This is a genomic window from Pseudorhodoferax sp. Leaf274 (genome assembly GCF_001422445.1).
Classification (GTDB): Bacteria; Pseudomonadota; Gammaproteobacteria; order Burkholderiales; family Burkholderiaceae_C; genus Pseudorhodoferax.
On the sequence record NZ_LMNA01000002.1, the window covers coordinates 122,247 to 138,541 of the forward strand.

Here is a 16,295-nt window from a genome sequence, read left to right on the forward strand (position 1 = left end):
TCAAGGGGCAGGCGGCATCCTCGTGCGCAGGTCCAGCGGTCCGTACCAGGCCTGCACATGGCTGCTGGTGTTGTCGGAGTCCGTCATGATGCCGACCGCCACCAGCGCACCCGGCTCCTCTCCGAAGGCGCGCACGAAATCGGCGTGCACATCGCGCGCGTAGTCGCGCCATTGGCCCAATCCGCCGGGCCCGGACTCCACCACGATCTTGCGGATGCGGTCGGTTCGCGGGTTCAAGATCACGCTGCCGGGCGCGCGGGTGTTGCACCACACATACATCAGCGTGGCGTAGGGCATCTCCTCGCCGGTCAGCGCGCGCGCCAACTCCGAGAGCATGGCGTTCTTGGCGGAGAAGCGGCTGCGGTCGCCTTCGAAGGCGAGCACGAGCCGCACCGGCGCATCGTCGGCGTCGCGGGCGGCCATGTCGGCGCCGGGGATCAATGCCGGCACCTTCCAGGAAAACGACAGCTGGCCCAACGCGCTGGCCGGCACGTGCACCTGTTTGCGCAACATGCTGGCCGAGGCATCGGCGGTCACGGCCATGGCCGCGCGGCCATCCACCTGCACCGCATCGAACTGCGTCGCGCGCTTGCCCGGCAACGGCAGGTGCTGCCACGGCACGCCATCCAACTGCTGCAGCGACACCTTGCCCCATGGGGTCTGGGCGACGGGCGCGACGGGCGCGGCCGCCACCGGCTCTCCATCTTCCGAACGCCATGACGCGCACCCCATCAGTTGAAGTGCCACCAGGGCCAACAGCACGAAGCGCATCGATCACAACCCCATCAGAAATTGCACGCACGAAAAAGCCGCCGGTCTTGCGACGCGGCGGCTTTTATACATTGCAATCTTCAAGCTGCGCTCAGGCAGCCCTTGGATTAGAACGTGTGGACAACGCCCACGCCGACGGCGTAGGGGTTTTGCGAGGCCAGGGCGCGGCCACCAGCGTTGACAGCCGTGATGGCGTCTTGGTCGTAGCCCTTCACGAAATCGACGTACAGGCGGGTGCGCTTGGACAGTGCGTAGTTGGCGAACAGTTCCAGTGCCTTGATGTCGGCATCGGTGTTGCGAGCGTAAGCCACGCCCACGTTGGCGGGGCCGAACGGAGCGACAGCAGCCAGGGTCCAGCCCTTGCCGCCAGCCAGTTGACCACCGTTGTTGCCGGTGACACCGCTGAAGGTGTTGAAACCATTCACGCCTTCGCGCTCGCGGCGGTTGTACGTAGCGGCCAGCTTCACAACGCTCAGGTCGTAGCTTGCGCCCACGGCGTAAGCGGTACGCAGGCCTTCAGCAGCCTTGGTTTCTGCAACGGCGCTGACGGACAGCGGGCCGTTGGCGAACGTAGCGCCCAGGCTGTACTGGTTCTTGGCGGTAGCGGGAACGCCAACGCCTTGCACGCCACCTTGGTCGCCCTTGGCCGTGAAGCCGGCACGCACCACGACACCGCCGAAGTTCGGCGAGGCGTATTGCAGTTGGCTGCTACGACGCGAAGAACCGTACCAGGTCACGGCGCTGATGCCGGCGCGGTCGTAAGCGGAGGAGTAGGACGTGCCGTTGAAGTCATAGGCACCCATCACCTTGGCACCGATGGACGACGAGCGGCCCAGCTGGATCGCACCCCAGCCAGCGCCTTCCAGGCCGACCCAGGCTTCACGGCTGAAAGCAACCGCGGTGCCGCCGGTCGACAGGTCCAGGCCGCCGGATTGCAGGTTGAAGTTGGCCTTCAGACCGCCGCCCAGGTCTTCCGTGCCACGGAAGCCGATGACCGACGTGCTGTTGAAGCCGTCTTGGCCAGACGCGTAGCCTTCACCGTTGTTCATGCCCCACTTGCCGTCCTTGACCTTACCGAAGCCAATGTCCAGAACGCCGTACAGCGTGACGGACGACTGAGCCATGGCGGCGCCGGAAGCGGCCAGCACGGCCAAAGCAATCAGACTCTTTTTCATTGCGAGATTCTCCAAGGTTAAACAGAGGGCTCCGGTTCGAAGAGATCACTTCGTGCTTCAGCACTTCTTGTTCGATCTCGCCGGAGTCCCGGGCCAACCTCCTTTTGGGAAGTTGGGCGTATTGCACCAGAACGGGTGACCTTGAGCAAAAGAAAAGGCCGATGAAGGCCATTTTTCGTCGCATGGCTACAACACATCAACGCCGACCCCGGCCGCGCCCTGCGTGCAGGCGCCATACAGGCCGGCCCCTATACTGGTTTTTTCGCAAGCACGCCCATGGACACCCTGCTCAGCACCGTCGACGCCGCCCTCCGTACCCTGTTCGTGCCAGCGCGCGCCAGCCGGCCGTGCCCGACCCTGCCAGCGCAGCCCACTGCGCTGGCGGCCGAGGAGAAGCGCTTGTCTGGCGCGCTGATGCGCGTCAACCATGTCGGGGAGGTGTGCGCGCAGGCGCTCTACACAGGCCAGGCCCTGGCCACGCGCGACGTGGCGCTGCGCACCCATTTCGAGGAAGCCAGCCGCGAGGAGACCGACCATCTGGCGTGGACGGCCGAACGACTGCAGGAATTGGGCGCCCGGCCCTCTTTGTTGAACCCCGTGTGGTACGCCGGCGCATTCGCGCTTGGCTTCGTGGCCGGCAAGATCGGCGACAAGCTGAGCCTGGGCTTCGTGGTCGAGACCGAGCAACAGGTCGCCGAGCATCTGACATCGCACCTGAGCCGCCTGCCGGAGAACGACCACGCTTCGCGCGCCATCGTGGTCCAGATGCGCGACGACGAGCTGCGCCACGCGCAAGATGCGGCGTTGGCCGGCGCCGCCCCCCTGCCGCGCGCCGCCAAAGGCCTGATGCGCGTCGCGGCCAAGGTCATGACGACCACTGCGCACCGCATCTGAAGCGCCACACAGGCGCCCAGGGCGCCAGCCTCAGCCGTCCTTCAGCTCGAAGCTGGTCACGATCTCGGCCGTCTTGCCCAGCATGATGGTGGCCGAGCAGTACTTGTCGTGGCTCATCGCAATGGCCCGCTCCACCGCGGCGTGCTGCAAATCCTTGCCCGTCACCGTGAAGTGCATCTGGATGCGGGTGAAGACCTTGGGATCGGCTTCGGCGCGCTCGGCACTCAGCTTGACCGAGCAGCCGCGCACATCGTGCCGCCCACGCTTGAGGATCAGCACCACATCGTAGGCGGTGCAGCCGCCGGCACCGGCCAACACGGTTTCCATGGGGCGCGGCGCCAGGTTGCGGCCGCCGTTCTCGGGCCGGGCCGGATCGGGGGCGCCGTCCATCGCCAGCACATGGCCACTGCCGGTCTCGGCCACGAAACCCATGCCGGACTGCGTCCCGGCGGAGCCGGTCCAGCTCACTGTGCATTCCATCTCTACGTACTCCCTGTGTTGTGTTGGCCGAACGGCGTTGCGGAATTGCCGAATTCTTCACGAAATTTCACCACTGACATGTCACGCAATGCTGCGACGCACAAAAATTCTGGCTATACTTCACCCATCGCGTCGCAAGTCGGCGCACCGATTGTCTCCTCCACCCTCCGAAAAGGTGGATTAGCCCCGAATCGCAAGGTTCGGGGCTTTTTTCTTTGTGCGCGCCGGGTTCTCTATGATCGCGCTCCCCGCATCAGCCTGCTTCCCCCGCTTCGCACCATGCCTTCGACCAAGCGCCTGTCGCCCGCCGACTACCTCAAGAAGATCCTGACCGCCCGGGTCTACGACGTGGCCACGGAGACGGCACTGGAGCCAGCCCGCAGCCTGAGCCTGCGCTTGCACAACACCGTGCTGCTCAAGCGCGAAGACCAGCAGCCCGTGTTCAGCTTCAAGCTGCGCGGCGCCTACAACAAGATGGCGCACCTCACGCCGGGGCAACTCAAGAAGGGCGTGATCTGCGCCTCGGCCGGCAACCATGCCCAGGGCGTGGCGATGAGCGCGCGCAAGCTCGGCACGCGCGCGGTGGTGGTGATGCCGACGACCACGCCGCAGCTGAAGATCGATGCCGTGCGCGGCTTCGGCGGCGAAGTCGTGCTGCACGGCGATAGCTACAGCGACGCCTACCAGCACGCCGCCAAGCTGGAAAAAAAGGAAGGCCTGACCTTCGTCCACCCCTTCGACGACCCGGACGTGATCGCCGGCCAGGGCACCATCGCGATGGAGATCCTGCGCCAGCTGCAGGGCCTGGGCATGCAGCGCCTGGATGCGGTGTTCGTCGCCATCGGCGGCGGCGGCCTGATCTCGGGCGTGGCCAACTACATCAAGGCGGTGCGACCGGAAACCAAGGTCATCGGCGTGCAGATGACGGATTCCGACGCCATGGCCCAATCCGTCGCGGCCGGCAAGCGGGTGACGCTGGACGACGTGGGCCTGTTCTCCGATGGCACGGCCGTCAAGCTCGTCGGCGAGGAAACCTTCCGCATCGCGCGCGGCCTGGTCGATGGCTATGTGCGCGTCGACACGGACGCCGTCTGCGCCGCCATCAAGGATGTCTTCGTGGACACCCGCAGCATCGTCGAGCCAGCCGGCGCGCTGGCCGTTGCCGCGATCAAGCAATACGTGGCCACCCACAAGACGCGCGGCGAGACCTATGCCGCCATCCTGTGCGGCGCCAACATGAACTTCGACCGGCTGCGCTTCGTCGCCGAGCGCGCCGAGGTCGGCGAGGAGCGCGAAGCGCTGCTGGCCGTGACGATTCCCGAGGAGCGCGGCAGCTTCCGGCGCTTTTGCGAGGTGGTCGGCCAGCTGCCCGGCGGCCCGCGCAACGTGACCGAGTTCAACTACCGCATCAGCGATTCCGCCCAGGCCCATGTGTTCGTGGGCCTGACCACGCACGGCAAGGGCGAGTCGGCCAAGCTGGCCACGCGCTTCGTGCGCAACGGCTTCGAGGCCATCGACCTCACGCACGACGAACTGGCCAAGGAGCATGTGCGCCACATGGTCGGAGGCCGCTCGGCCCTGGCGCGCGACGAACGCCTGCTACGCTTCACGTTCCCCGAGCGTCCCGGCGCCCTGCTCAAGTTCCTGAGCCTCATGAAGCCGAACTGGAACATCAGCCTGTTCCACTACCGCAACCAGGGCGCCGACTACGGCCGCATCCTGGTCGGCATGCAGGTGCCGGCCGCCGAAGCCAAGGCCTTCGGCAAGTTCCTGGACCAGCTCGACTACCCCTGGGTGGAAGAGACCGCCAACCCGGTCTACCGCCTGTTCCTGCAGGCCTGAGCCCCGCGTGCAGCAGGCCGTCCGGCACTACCTGGTTGCGCTGCAGTTCTTCACGCGCGTGCCGGTCACCGGGCGCCTCGCGGCCTGGGTCGGCTTCGACCAGGCCATGCTGCGCGCGGCCGCCGCGCACTTTCCCGGTGTCGGCTGGCTGGTCGCGGCCTGGGCATGGTGCGTCAGCGCACTGCTCTGGTGGCTGCTGCCGGCCCAGGGCTTCACGCCGCTGGCCGTGGCTGCGCTGGGTACCGCGGCCACCGTGCTGCTGACCGGCGGTTTCCACGAGGACGGCTTGGCCGACGTGGTCGATGGCCTGGGTGGCAGCCTGGACCGCGAACGCGCGCTCGACATCATGAAGGACTCGCGCATCGGTGCCTTCGGCGCCATGGCGCTGGTGCTGGGGCTGGCCTGCAAGATCGCGCTCCTGGCCGTGCTGGGCGGTGCCGGCCTGGCGCCGCTGCTGTGGGCGCTGCTGGGCGGGCATGTGCTCTCACGACTGCTGCCGCTGGCGCTGCCCGTGCTGCTGCCGCATGTGGGCGACACCGCACTCTCCAAGGCCAAGCCGCTGGCCGACCAGATCGATGTGCGCACGCTGCGCCTGGGGGCGCTGTGGTGCCTGCCGGCCCTGCTTTTCATCGGCGTGGGCCAGGGCACGGCCTTCGCGGTGTTCGGCTGCACCGGCGCGGTGCTCGCGGCGGCCTGGATGTTCCGCTGGTTCCGCCAGCGGCTGCAGGGGTTCACCGGCGACGCGCTGGGCGCGACGCAGCAGGTCTGCGAGATCGCTTTTTATCTGGGCGCGGCGTGCGCGCTGGGCCGCGGCTGATGCAGCTGTGGCTGGTGCGCCACGCGCAGGTCATGCTGGCACCGGGCATCTGCTATGGCGCGAGCGACGTGCCGGCCGACCCCGCCCAGACGCAGGCCTGCGCCACCCGGCTGGCGCAAACGCTGCCGCACGGGATTGCCGGAACGTGCTCGCCGCTCGGCCGCTGCCGCAGCTTGGCAGACGCATTGCAAGCACAACGCCCCGACCTGCGCTGGACCACCGATGCGCGCCTGGCCGAAATGGATTTCGGCCATTGGGAGGGCCAGCATTGGGACTGCATCGGCCGGGCCGCCGTGGCAGCCTGGACCCAGGACTTCGCGCAGCATCGCCCCGGTGGCGGCGAATCGGTCGGCGAATTCATCGCCCGCGTGCAGTCGGCCCTGTGGGCCACCGCAGCGCAGCATGCCGGCGTGGGCCTGTGGGTCACGCACGCCGGCGTGATCAAGGCAGCGCGGTGGCTGCTGTCGAACCAGGGCCCCCTGTGCCGCGCCGACCAGTGGCCGACCGACAGCGTGGCCTGCGGCGACTGGTGCGTGCTGGACCTGCCCCCCGCCTAGCGCGTGATGGATGGCAGTTCGAGCGTGGCCAGCGGATCGGCATCCGGCGCGGCCGCCAGCACCGCCTTGCGTGCGCCGACCGAGGCCAGCCGAACGCCGGGCTCGATCTCGGCGCCGACGCGGAACGGCTTGGGCGGCTGGCCGGCCACGGCGATCAACGCCGCGCCACCCTGGCGCCGATCGGCGACGACGCCCGTCAGCACGTAGCGGTTGTTCGTCACCACCGGGGCGGCGGCCACCTGGACGGTCGCACCCAGCAGGCGCGCCACGGCCGTGGCATCGGCCTGCGCCAATGCCGCCTTGGCCACCGGTGCCGGTGCGGCGTCGCCGGTCGGCCCCAGCAGTCGCAGCGCCCAGAACGCCACGCTGAGCGCGGCCAGCGCCCACACCAGCACGGTCACAAGCCGCACGGGCCAGGGATTGGCAGCGCGGCCGGACGGAAAAGAAGCTGGAGCGGTTCGCAACATGCGCGGATTATCATGGAACGCTTCGCCCCCGCAGCGCTCCACACCTTCCATGAACCTGTTGTCCCGCTCCCGCCGCCGCATCCAGGCAGGCTTCACCCTGATCGAACTGATGGTCGTGCTGGTCATCATCGGCGTGCTGGCCGCGCTGATCGTGCCCAACGTGCTCGACCGCGCCGACGACGCCCGCGCCACCGCTGCCAAGACCGACGTGACCAACCTGATGCAGGCGCTGCGCATGTACCGGCTGGACAACCAGCGCTACCCCACCGGCGAGCAAGGGCTGCAGGCCCTGCTGACCAAGCCCACCACCAACCCGGTGCCGCTCAACTGGAAGCCCTACCTGGAAAAGCTGCCCAACGACCCCTGGGGCCGCCCCTACCAGTACCTCAACCCCGGCGTGAAGGGCGAGATCGATGTGATGTCGTTCGGCGCCGACGGCCAGCCCGGCGGCGAGGGCAAAGATGCGGACATCGGCAGCTGGCAGTAAGCACACCGCGTTCCGGCAACCGCGCCAGCGCGGCTTCACGCTGCTCGAACTGCTGGTCGTGGTGGCCATCGTGGCCCTGGCCAGCGCCGGCGTGGGCTTCGCGTTCCGAGACACCGCCGACAGCCAGCTCGAGCGCGAGGCGCAGCGCCTCGCGGCCCTCTTCGATGCCGCCCGGGCCCAGTCGCGCGCCAATGGCGTGCCGGTGCGCTGGCGCGCGCTGGAAGGCGGCTTCCGCTTCGAAGGCGCCATGCCGGGCACGCTGCCCGAGCACTGGCTGAGCCGCGACACCATCGTCGCCGCGCAGGCCAGCGTGCTGCTGGGGCCCGAGCCCATCATCGGCGCGCAGTGGCTCGAACTGCGTTCGGTCGCCAACCCGCAGCTGGCCCTGCGCGTCGCGACCGACGGCGTGCGCCCGTTCGCGGTGCAGGCCGTGCAACCGTGATGCGCCCGGCCCGGGGCTTCACGCTGGTCGAGGTGCTGGTTGCGCTCGGCATCGTGGCCATCGCGCTGCTGGCCGGCACCCAGGCCACCAGCGCGCTGACGCGCAATGCCACGCGCCAGGCCGACGTGCTGCTGGCCCAGATCTGCGCCGAGAACGAACTCATGGCCATGCGCCTGTCGCGCCAGTTGCCCGGCGTGGGCGACACCGACCAGGCCTGCGAGCAGGCCGGCCGCATGTTCCGCGTGCAGATGGGTGTGCGGCCGACGCCCAACCCCAGCTTTCGGCGCGTCGATGCGCAGGTCTTCGAAGACGGCGTGCCGGTGCTGCGCATCACCACCATCGTGGGGCGCTACTAGATGAACACGCGCAGGCGCCACCGCGGCTTCACGCTGGTCGAGCTGCTGATCGCGCTGGCCATCATGGCCATCGTCGCCGTGCTGAGCTGGCAGGGCCTGGACGGCATGACCCGCACACAGGCCGCCACGCGTGCCCACACCGACGCGGTGCTGACGCTGCAGGCGGGCCTGGCGCAATGGACGGCCGACCTGGACGCGATGCTGGACCCCACCGAGCTGCCGCCGCTGGAATGGGATGGGCGCGTGCTGCGCATCGTGCGCGCCAGCACCACGCCGGGCCAGAACGGCCCCTTGGTCGTGGCCTGGACGCGCCGCGGCGTGGCCGACGGCGGCCAATGGCTGCGCTGGCAGTCGCCCGTGCTGCACAGCCGGGCCCAACTGCTGCAGGCCTGGGAGCGTGCCGGCAGCTGGGCCCAGACGCCCAGCAGCGACGAACGCCAGCGCGAGGTGGCCATCGCGCCGCTGGTGGACTGGCGCCTCTTCTATTACCGGCTCAACACCTGGACCAATCCGCTGTCCAGCGCCGATACCCCGCAGACCGGCAACGCGTCGGTCGAACCGCCCGACGGCGTGCGCCTGGTGCTGGAACTGCCGCCAGGCAGCGCGGTTTCGGGCGTGATCACGCGCGACTGGGTGCGGCCCACCGTCGGAGGCAGCGGCTCATGAGGCGCGCCCACGCACAACGCGGCGCCGCCCTGCTGCTCGCCATGCTGACCGTGACGCTGGTGGCCACCTTCGCTGCCACGGCGCTGTGGCAGCAATGGCGCGCGGTCGAGGTCGAGCAGTCCGAGCGCGCGCGCAGCCAGTCGGCCTGGGTGCTGGTCGGTGCGCTTGATTTCTCCCGATTCGTCTTGCGGCTGGATGGCGCCAACAACGTCGACCGCTTGGACGAGCCATGGGCAGTTGCGCTGCAAGAGTCGCGCATGTCAACCTTCCTCGGTGCCGAGAACGGCGTCGCCCAAGCGGGCGACGAGGGACTACCTGAGGTGTTTCTGTCAGGCAGCATCATCGACCTGCAATCACGTATGAATGTCGCAAACCTTGTGGGCAGCGACGGCCAGTTGATCGGCAAGCAGATGGCTGCGTTCAAACGTCTCTTCGAGTTGCTCGGCTTGCCAGAGGCGGAATTCATGACGATGGCCGAAAACTTGGGCCGCGCAAGCCAGAAGCAGGTCGATGGGGATGCAGATGTACCCCTGCTGCCGCAGCGTTTCGAACAACTCGCCTGGTTGGGGCTCTCGCCATCCACGCTGCGCGTGCTGGAGCCATACGTGACAGTCCTGCCGCAGGCCGCTACAGCCATCAACCTGTACACCGCTAGCGCGCAGGTCATTGCAGCCTCCATCGAGGGCGTAGACCTTGCCTCGGCCCAGATGCTGGTCCAGGCCCGCAACCAGAAGTCATGGAACACCGTGCAGGACTTCGCCACCTTCCTGGACCGGGTCGGCCTGCTGCCCGAGAGCGAATACGCCGTGCGCTCCAGCTTCTTTGAAATCAATGGACGCCTGCGCATGGAGGGCACCGTTGTCAGCGAGCGGTCCCTGGTCAAGCGCGGTACAGGGCGAAACCCCCCCGTCACCACCATCTGGCGCGAGCGCGTGGCCGGAGACCGCCAGCCGTGACCGTCATGCACGCTCTCTACAATCGCGCGCCGCAAGCGCGGCCCACCCGCGTCCCGCCGCTTCGGAGAGAACAAGAGTGAGCACCCTGATCGTCGTCCTGCCACTGGACACCCCCGGTGCAGCCACACCGCTGGAATATGTGCTGAGCGCCGATGGCCGCAGCGTCAGCGGCCATGCGCACGCCATCGCCGCGCTGCTGCCCGCCGCGCGCGAGACCGTGGCGCTCGTGCCTGCGCAGGCGCTGTCCTGGCACCGCGTGGAGCTGCCCAAGGGCGCGCTCGCACGTGGCGCCACCGGCACGCCGCGCCTGCGCGCGCTGCTCGAAGGCCTGCTCGAAGACCGCCTGCTGGACGATCCCGCCGCCGTGCATTTCGGGCTGGAAGCCGGCGCCCGCGCCCAGGCCCCGGCCTGGGTCGCCACCTGCGACCGCGCCTGGCTGCGCGCAGGCCTGGACCTGCTGGAGGCCGCGCGCCGCCCGGCCGCCCGCATCGTGCCCGAGCTCGCGCCCGGCGCCGAGCAGATCGAGGTCCTGGGCACGCCCGAAGCCCCCTGGCTGGCCTACAGCGGCGCCCAGGGCGTCAGCGTGCTGCCGCTGGCCCCGCCCGCACTTGACTGGGCCCTGGCCCAGGCCGGCAGTGCCGAAGAGGTGCCCGTGCTGGCCGACCCCGCCCTGGCCCAGCAGGCCGAGCAGAGCGGCGCGCGCCAGGTGCAACTGCGCCCCGCCACGGAGCGCTGGCTGCAGGCCGGCGCCGGCAGCTGGGACCTGGCGCAGTTCGACCTGGCCAGCTCCGACCGCCGCCGCGCCGTGCAGGGCACGCTGCGGCGCGTGGCGGCCATCGCGCGCGGTCCGCAGTGGCGCGCCGCGCGCTGGGGCCTGGGCCTGCTGGTGGCGGCCCACCTGGTCGGCGTGAACGCCTGGGCCTGGAAGGAGTCCACCGAGTTGGCCGACAAGCGCGCCGCCGTGCGCGGCGTTCTCTCCAGCAGCTTCCCGTCCGTGCGCGTGGTGGTCGATGCGCCGGTGCAGATGGCGCGCGAGGTCGAACTGCTGCGCCAGGCCGCCGGCGCCTACGGCCCGCGCGATCTCGAAACCATGCTGGGCGCGCTCGGCGCCACGCTGCCGCCCGGCCAGGTGCCGCAGGCCGTGGAATTCGGCAACGGCGAGGCACGCCTGCGCGGCCTGGCCGCCAATCCTGAAGCCATCGCCGCATTGAACGGCCGGCTGCGCGCCCACGGCCTGCTGGCCCAGTCCGAAGGCGACCGCCTGCTGCTGCGCCCCCTGCCCGCCTCCGGAGCCACCCCATGAAACTCGACGCCTGGCAACAACAGCTGCGCACACGCTGGGCCCTGCTGGCGCCGCGCGAGCGCGGTGCCCTCGCGCTGGCCGGCACCATCGCGCTGCTGGCACTGGCCTGGTGGGTGCTGCTCGGCCCGGCGCTGGCCACGCTGCGCCAGGCCGATGCGCAGCACCGCGATCTCGATGCACAGCTGCAGGCCATGCGCGGCCTGCAGTCCGACGCCATGGCGCTGCAGAACCAGCCGCGCCTGCCCTACGACGACGCGCTGCGCGCGCTGGAGACCTCGGTGCGCCAGCGCCTGGGCAGCACGGCGCAGCTCAGCGTGGCCGGCGAACGCGCCACGCTCACGCTCAAGGGCGCGGAAGCCGATGCGCTGGCGCGCTGGCTCACGCAGGCGCGCGTCAACGCGCGCGCGCTGCCGGCCGAGGCCCGCCTGACCCGTGCCGCCGGCCCGGCCACCGCCCCGGCGCGGTGGGACGGCGCCCTGGTCCTCACGCTGCCGGCCCGCTGACCGTGGCCCGCCGCACCCCGTCCAGCGCAACCGCCACCGCCCCCTGGGGCCTGGCCTGGCTGGGCGGCACCGTGGGGCTGCTGCTGGGCCTGGCCCTGTTCGCACCGGCGCGCTGGCTGGCCTGGGCCGTGGAACGCGGCAGCGCGCAGCACGTGCTGCTGCGCGCACCACGCGGCAGCATCTGGAACGGCTCGGCCCAGCTGGTGCTGGCCGGCGGCGCGGAAAGCCGCGACGCCACCGCCCTGCCCGGCCGGCTCGACTGGCGGCTGCGGCCCGCTCTGCGCGGCCTGGATGTTGCTGTGCAGGCCACATGCTGCATGAACCAGCCCTGGCAGGTGCGCGCCGAACCGCGCTGGACGGGCGCGCGCGTGCTGATTTCCGACGGCCAGTCGCAATGGCCGGCCGCCGTGCTGGCCGGCCTGGGCACGCCTTGGAACACGGTGCAGCCCGAAGGCACGCTCGCGCTGTCCGCGCAAGGCCTGTCGCTGGAGTGGATCTCCGGCCGCCTGCTGGTGGCCGGCCGGCTGCAGCTGCAGGCCAACGACCTGTCCTCGCGCCTGTCCACGCTCAAGCCCATGGGCAGCTACCGGCTCACGCTGGCCGGCGGCGGCGGCGATGCGCCCGCGAGTTTGCAGCTGGAGACCATCTCCGGCGCCCTCAGCCTGACGGGCAGCGGACAATGGGTGGGCTCGCGCCTGCGCTTTTCCGGCGAGGCCGCTGCCGACCCCGAGCGGGTCGACGCGCTCTCCAATCTCCTGAACATCATTGGCCGACGCAATGGCCTGCGTTCCATCATCCAAGTGGGCTAGCCCGATGCACTCCTTCCTGAACCGACGCCCCGCCCACCCGACTCCGCGCGCCTGCGCGCTCGCCGCCGCCCTGCTGTGCAGCGCCGCGGCGGCGCTGGCCCAGGTGCCACCGGCACCGCCCCAGCCCGGCGCGCCGGCCGTGGTGCCGCAGGGCGCCACCGGCCCCAGCACCGTGAGCCTGGTGCCCAGCGGCCCGCGCCGCGGCGACCCGGTCACGCTGAACTTCATGAACGCCGACATCGAGGCCGTGGCGCGCACCATGGCCACCATCACGGGGCGCAACGTGGTGGTGGACCCGCGCGTCAAGGGCACGATGAACCTGTCGACGGACCAGCCGGTGCCGCCTTCGGTGGCCTACAGCCAGTTCATCGCGGCGCTGCGCATGCAGGGCTTCACCGTGGTCGACGCCGCCGGGCTCGACAAGGTGGTGCCCGAGGCCGATGCCAAGCTGCAGGGCGGCCCGGTCCGGGTGAGCGAGGGCGGCGACGATGGCCTGCCCAGCGGCAGCCAGATCGTCACGCAGATCTTCCGGCTCAACCACGAGAGCGCCAACAACCTGGTGCCGGTGCTGCGCCCGCTGATCAGCCCCAACAACACCATCAACGCCAACCCCGGCACCAACTCGCTGGTCATCACCGACTACGCCGACAACCTGCGCCGGCTGGCCCGCGTGATCGCGGCGATGGACGTCTCCAACGCCACGGACGTGGAGGTGATCCCGCTGCGCCATGCCATCGCCAGCGACCTGGCGCCGCTGGTGTCGCGCCTGATCGAGCCCGGCAGCGGCGGCGGCACGGCGGCGCCGGCGGCCGGCCAGGCCGCGGACACCTCGTACCGCACCACGATGATGGCGGAGCCGCGCAGCAACGCGCTGGTGGTGCGCGCCAGCAACGCCGCGCGCATGAACCTGATCCGCTCGCTGGTGGCGCGGCTGGACCAGCCGCCAGCACCGGGCTCCAGTGCCGCGACGGGCAACATCCACGTGGTCTACCTCAAGAACGCCGACGCGGTGAAGCTGGCCGCCACGCTGCGCGCGGCGATCAGCGCGGGCAACGCCGGCGGCAGCGGCGCGCAGGGCAGCGGCAGCCTGCCCAGCAGCGGCTCGTCGAACCTGGGCACGATGCAGACCTCGCTGGGCTCTAACAACAGCTCCAGCAGCGCCGGCCTGGGCAGCAGCTCCAGCTCCAGCTTCGGATCGAGCATGGGCGCCGGCAGCCTGAGCCAGGGCAACAGCAACCAGCCCTCGACCGGCGGCCAGATCCAGGCCGACCCCTCCACCAACTCGCTGATCATCTCGGCGCCCGAGCCGCAGTACCGCCAGCTGCGCGCCGTCATCGACCGGCTCGACGGCCGGCGCGCCCAGGTGCTGGTGGAGAGCCTGATCGTGGAGGTCAACGCCGAGAAGGCGGCCGAGTTCGGCATCCAGTGGTCGGCCCTGCTGGGCGGCACCAACCTCGCGGCGCTGGGCACCAACTTCAGCGTGGGCGGCAAGAACATCTTCACCATCGCGCCCGGCCTCATCAACGGCTCCGGCACCACGACGACGGGGCAGACCGCCGTGCCGTCCACGGGCGCCAACCTGGGCTACATCTACCAGAAGAACGGCAACAGCGTGCTGGGCTTCCTGGCGCGGTTCCTGGAGTCCCAGGGCGACGGCAACGTGCTGTCCACGCCCAACCTGCTGACGCTGGACAACGAGGAGGCGCGCATCATCATCGGCGAGAACGTGCCGTTCGTGACGGGCTCCTACACCAACAGCAGCTCCACCACCACGGTCAACCCGTTCACCACCGTGGAGCGCCAGGACGTGGGCCTGACGCTGCGCGTGCGGCCGCAGATCAACGAGAACGGCACCGTGAAGATGGTGATCTACCAGGAGAGTTCGAACGTGAAGTCGGGCACCGAGAACGCCGCGAACGGGCCGACCACGACCAAGCGTGCGATCGAATCCACGGTGCTGGTGGACGACGGCTCCATCGTCGTGCTGGGCGGCCTGCTGCAGGACCAGTACTCCGGCAACCAGGAGAAGGTGCCCGGCGTCGGCGACATCCCGATCTTCGGCAACCTGTTCCGCAGCGAGGCCCGCACGCGCAAGAAGACCAACCTGATGGTGTTCCTGCGCCCCGTGGTGGTGCGCGACAACCAGTCGGCCGAAGCCCTGTCCATGGACCGCTACGACCTCATGCGCGTGGGCCAGCAACAGGCACAGCCCAAGGAGAGTTCGCTGGTGCGCGTGAACGAGGCGCCGGTGCTGCCCGAGCAGCCGCTGCGCCGGCTCACCCCGGCCGCGGCCGCGGTGCCCGCGCCGCTGCTGCCGCCCTCTACCAACCTGCAAACCCAGCCGCCGGGCAGCACGCCGCAGCCCGTGAACCCGCAGTGATGCGCCACCCGCTTCCCTACGCCTTCGCCCGCAGCCAGCAGCTGCTGCTGGAAGACAACCTCGGCGAGCTCACGCTGTGGCTGCACCCGGCCACGCCGCCGACCGCCGTGGCCGAGGTCATGCGCAAGCACCCGGTGCGCCATGTGCAGTCGCTGGCCCAGGCCGCGCTGGCCCAGCGCATCAGCGTGGCCTATGCCCAGGGCGAATCGAATGCCGCGGCCGTGCTCAGCGACGTGGAAAGCGATGCCGATCTCTCACGCATGATGCAGGAGCTGCCGGCGGTGGAAGACCTGCTGGAGACCTCCGACGACGCGCCCATCATCCGCATGCTGAACGCGCTGCTCACGCAGGCCGCGCGCGACGGCGCCAGCGACATCCACATCGAACCGTACGAGCGCCACTCCAGCGTGCGCTTCCGCGTGGACGGCACGCTGCGCGAGGTGGTGCAGCCCAACCGCGCGCTGCACGCCGCGCTGATCTCGCGCCTCAAGATCATGGCCGAGCTCGACATCTCCGAGAAGCGCCTGCCGCAGGACGGGCGCATCAGCCTGCGCATCGGCACGCGTGCGGTGGACGTGCGCGTGTCCACGCTGCCCAGCGCGCACGGCGAACGCGCCGTGCTGCGGCTGCTCGACAAATCCAGCGAGCGCATCAGCCTCACCTCCGTCGGCATGCAGGGCGAGGCGCTGCACCAGCTGCAGGCGCTGATCGCCCAGCCGCACGGCATCATCCTCGTGACCGGCCCCACCGGCTCGGGCAAGACCACGACGCTGTACGCCGCGCTGAGCGAACTCGACGCCAGCCGCAGCAACATCATGACGGTGGAAGACCCGATCGAGTACGAGCTGCCCGGCATCGGGCAGACCCAGGTCAACGCCAAGATCGACCTGACCTTCGCCAAGGCCCTGCGCGCCATCCTGCGGCAGGACCCGGACGTGATCATGATCGGCGAGATCCGCGACTTCGAGACCGCGCAGATCGCCATCCAGGCCTCGCTGACGGGCCACCTGGTGCTGGCCACGCTGCACACCAACGACGCCGCCAGCGCCGTGACGCGGCTGATCGACATGGGCGTGGAGCCCTTCCTGCTGAGCTCCTCGCTATTGGGCGTGCAGGCCCAGCGCCTGGTGCGCAAGCTGTGCACCACATGCCGCGGGCCCGGCTGCGAGGCCTGTGGCCACACCGGCTACCAGGGCCGCACCGGCGTGTTCGAACTGCTGGTGGCCGACGACGCCATCCGCGCGCAGGTGCACAACCGCGCGTCCGAGGCCGACATCCGCGCGGCGGCGCAGCGCAACGGCATGCAGCTGATGCGCGAGGACGGCGAGCGGCTGGTCGCGGCCGGCATCACCTCGCGCGAAGAGCTGTTGCGCGTGACGCGCGACTAGAA

The 16,295-nt window shown here is 70.0% G+C and carries 18 protein-coding genes; 14 read left to right on the forward strand and 4 right to left on the reverse strand.

The genetic code is table 11. The features are described from left to right. On the reverse strand, positions 1–693 hold the full coding sequence (locus tag ASF44_RS06130) for a DUF3047 domain-containing protein (RefSeq protein WP_235579144.1): 693 nt from the start codon (positions 691–693) through the stop codon (positions 1–3). Between the two features lie 185 nt (positions 694–878). Then, a complete protein-coding gene (locus ASF44_RS06135; RefSeq protein WP_082524563.1) occupies positions 879–1,946 on the reverse strand; it encodes a porin in 1,068 nt (355 codons plus the stop codon). Positions 1,947–2,222: 276 nt separating this feature from the next. On the opposite strand from ASF44_RS06135, the gene coq7 reads away from it, so the two are divergent. Continuing rightward, positions 2,223–2,840 (forward strand): 2-polyprenyl-3-methyl-6-methoxy-1,4-benzoquinone monooxygenase, encoded by a 618-nt coding sequence (coq7, locus tag ASF44_RS06140; protein WP_056898331.1) that lies wholly within the window; start codon positions 2,223–2,225, stop codon positions 2,838–2,840. Positions 2,841–2,870: 30 nt separating this feature from the next. On the opposite strand, the gene ASF44_RS06145 is transcribed toward coq7, so the two are convergent. Next, positions 2,871–3,320, reverse strand: a complete 450-nt coding sequence (locus ASF44_RS06145; RefSeq protein WP_056898332.1) for an OsmC family protein — start codon at positions 3,318–3,320, stop codon at positions 2,871–2,873. A 279-nt stretch (positions 3,321–3,599) separates the two neighbouring features. On the opposite strand from ASF44_RS06145, the gene ilvA reads away from it, so the two are divergent. The 3 genes from ilvA to ASF44_RS06160 are packed head-to-tail and all read left to right on the forward strand — an operon-like array spanning position 3,600 to position 6,536. Beyond that, on the forward strand, positions 3,600–5,162 hold the full coding sequence (ilvA, locus tag ASF44_RS06150) for a threonine ammonia-lyase, biosynthetic (protein WP_056898333.1): 1,563 nt from the start codon (positions 3,600–3,602) through the stop codon (positions 5,160–5,162). A 7-nt stretch (positions 5,163–5,169) separates the two neighbouring features. Continuing rightward, positions 5,170–5,979 (forward strand): adenosylcobinamide-GDP ribazoletransferase, encoded by an 810-nt coding sequence (locus ASF44_RS06155; RefSeq protein ID WP_056898334.1) that lies wholly within the window; start codon positions 5,170–5,172, stop codon positions 5,977–5,979. Continuing rightward, the gene (locus ASF44_RS06160) at positions 5,979–6,536 is read left to right on the forward strand and encodes a histidine phosphatase family protein (RefSeq protein WP_056898447.1); all 558 of its coding nucleotides are present in this window, start codon (positions 5,979–5,981) and stop codon (positions 6,534–6,536) included. Before ASF44_RS06155 ends, ASF44_RS06160 begins: the two co-directional genes overlap by 1 nt. Here the strand turns inward: ASF44_RS06160 and ASF44_RS06165 are convergent. Beyond that, positions 6,533–6,946 carry a type II secretion system protein N gene (locus ASF44_RS06165; RefSeq protein ID WP_235579145.1) on the reverse strand — a complete coding sequence of 138 codons (414 nt, stop codon included), beginning with the start codon at positions 6,944–6,946 and terminating at the stop codon, positions 6,533–6,535. The two genes, ASF44_RS06160 and ASF44_RS06165, sit on opposite strands and share 4 nt — an antisense overlap. A 106-nt stretch (positions 6,947–7,052) precedes the next feature. Between ASF44_RS06165 and gspG the strand changes: the two genes are divergently transcribed. The 10 genes from gspG to ASF44_RS06215 all read left to right on the forward strand — a co-directional run bounded on the left by gspG (position 7,053) and on the right by ASF44_RS06215 (position 16,293). Continuing rightward, positions 7,053–7,490, forward strand: coding sequence for a type II secretion system major pseudopilin GspG (gspG, locus tag ASF44_RS06170; protein ID WP_145549081.1), 438 nt, complete (start codon positions 7,053–7,055; stop codon positions 7,488–7,490). Next, entirely contained in the window at positions 7,465–7,932 is a 468-nt protein-coding gene (locus ASF44_RS06175) for a Tfp pilus assembly protein FimT/FimU (RefSeq protein WP_056898337.1), read from the forward strand. Before gspG ends, ASF44_RS06175 begins: the two co-directional genes overlap by 26 nt. After that, complete coding sequence (gspI, locus tag ASF44_RS06180; protein WP_056898338.1) at positions 7,932–8,288, forward strand: type II secretion system minor pseudopilin GspI; 357 nt, start codon at positions 7,932–7,934, stop codon at positions 8,286–8,288. Before ASF44_RS06175 ends, gspI begins: the two co-directional genes overlap by 1 nt. Further along, the gene (locus ASF44_RS06185) at positions 8,289–8,954 is read left to right on the forward strand and encodes a type II secretion system protein J (protein WP_056898339.1); all 666 of its coding nucleotides are present in this window, start codon (positions 8,289–8,291) and stop codon (positions 8,952–8,954) included. Continuing rightward, the gene (gspK, locus tag ASF44_RS06190; protein WP_056898340.1) at positions 8,951–9,910 is read left to right on the forward strand and encodes a type II secretion system minor pseudopilin GspK; all 960 of its coding nucleotides are present in this window, start codon (positions 8,951–8,953) and stop codon (positions 9,908–9,910) included. Before ASF44_RS06185 ends, gspK begins: the two co-directional genes overlap by 4 nt. A gap of 76 nt (positions 9,911–9,986) precedes the next feature. After that, the gene (gspL, locus tag ASF44_RS06195; protein WP_056898341.1) at positions 9,987–11,213 is read left to right on the forward strand and encodes a type II secretion system protein GspL; all 1,227 of its coding nucleotides are present in this window, start codon (positions 9,987–9,989) and stop codon (positions 11,211–11,213) included. Further along, a complete protein-coding gene (gene gspM / locus ASF44_RS06200; RefSeq protein ID WP_056898342.1) occupies positions 11,210–11,716 on the forward strand; it encodes a type II secretion system protein GspM in 507 nt (168 codons plus the stop codon). Before gspL ends, gspM begins: the two co-directional genes overlap by 4 nt. 2 nt (positions 11,717–11,718) lie before the next feature. After that, a complete protein-coding gene (gspN, locus tag ASF44_RS06205; protein ID WP_056898343.1) occupies positions 11,719–12,525 on the forward strand; it encodes a type II secretion system protein N in 807 nt (268 codons plus the stop codon). Positions 12,526–12,529: 4 nt separating this feature from the next. Next, positions 12,530–14,905 (forward strand): type II secretion system secretin GspD, encoded by a 2,376-nt coding sequence (gene gspD / locus ASF44_RS06210; protein ID WP_056898344.1) that lies wholly within the window; start codon positions 12,530–12,532, stop codon positions 14,903–14,905. After that, positions 14,905–16,293, forward strand: coding sequence for a GspE/PulE family protein (locus tag ASF44_RS06215; protein WP_056898345.1), 1,389 nt, complete (start codon positions 14,905–14,907; stop codon positions 16,291–16,293). Before gspD ends, ASF44_RS06215 begins: the two co-directional genes overlap by 1 nt. The last annotated feature ends 2 nt before the right edge of the window (positions 16,294–16,295 follow it).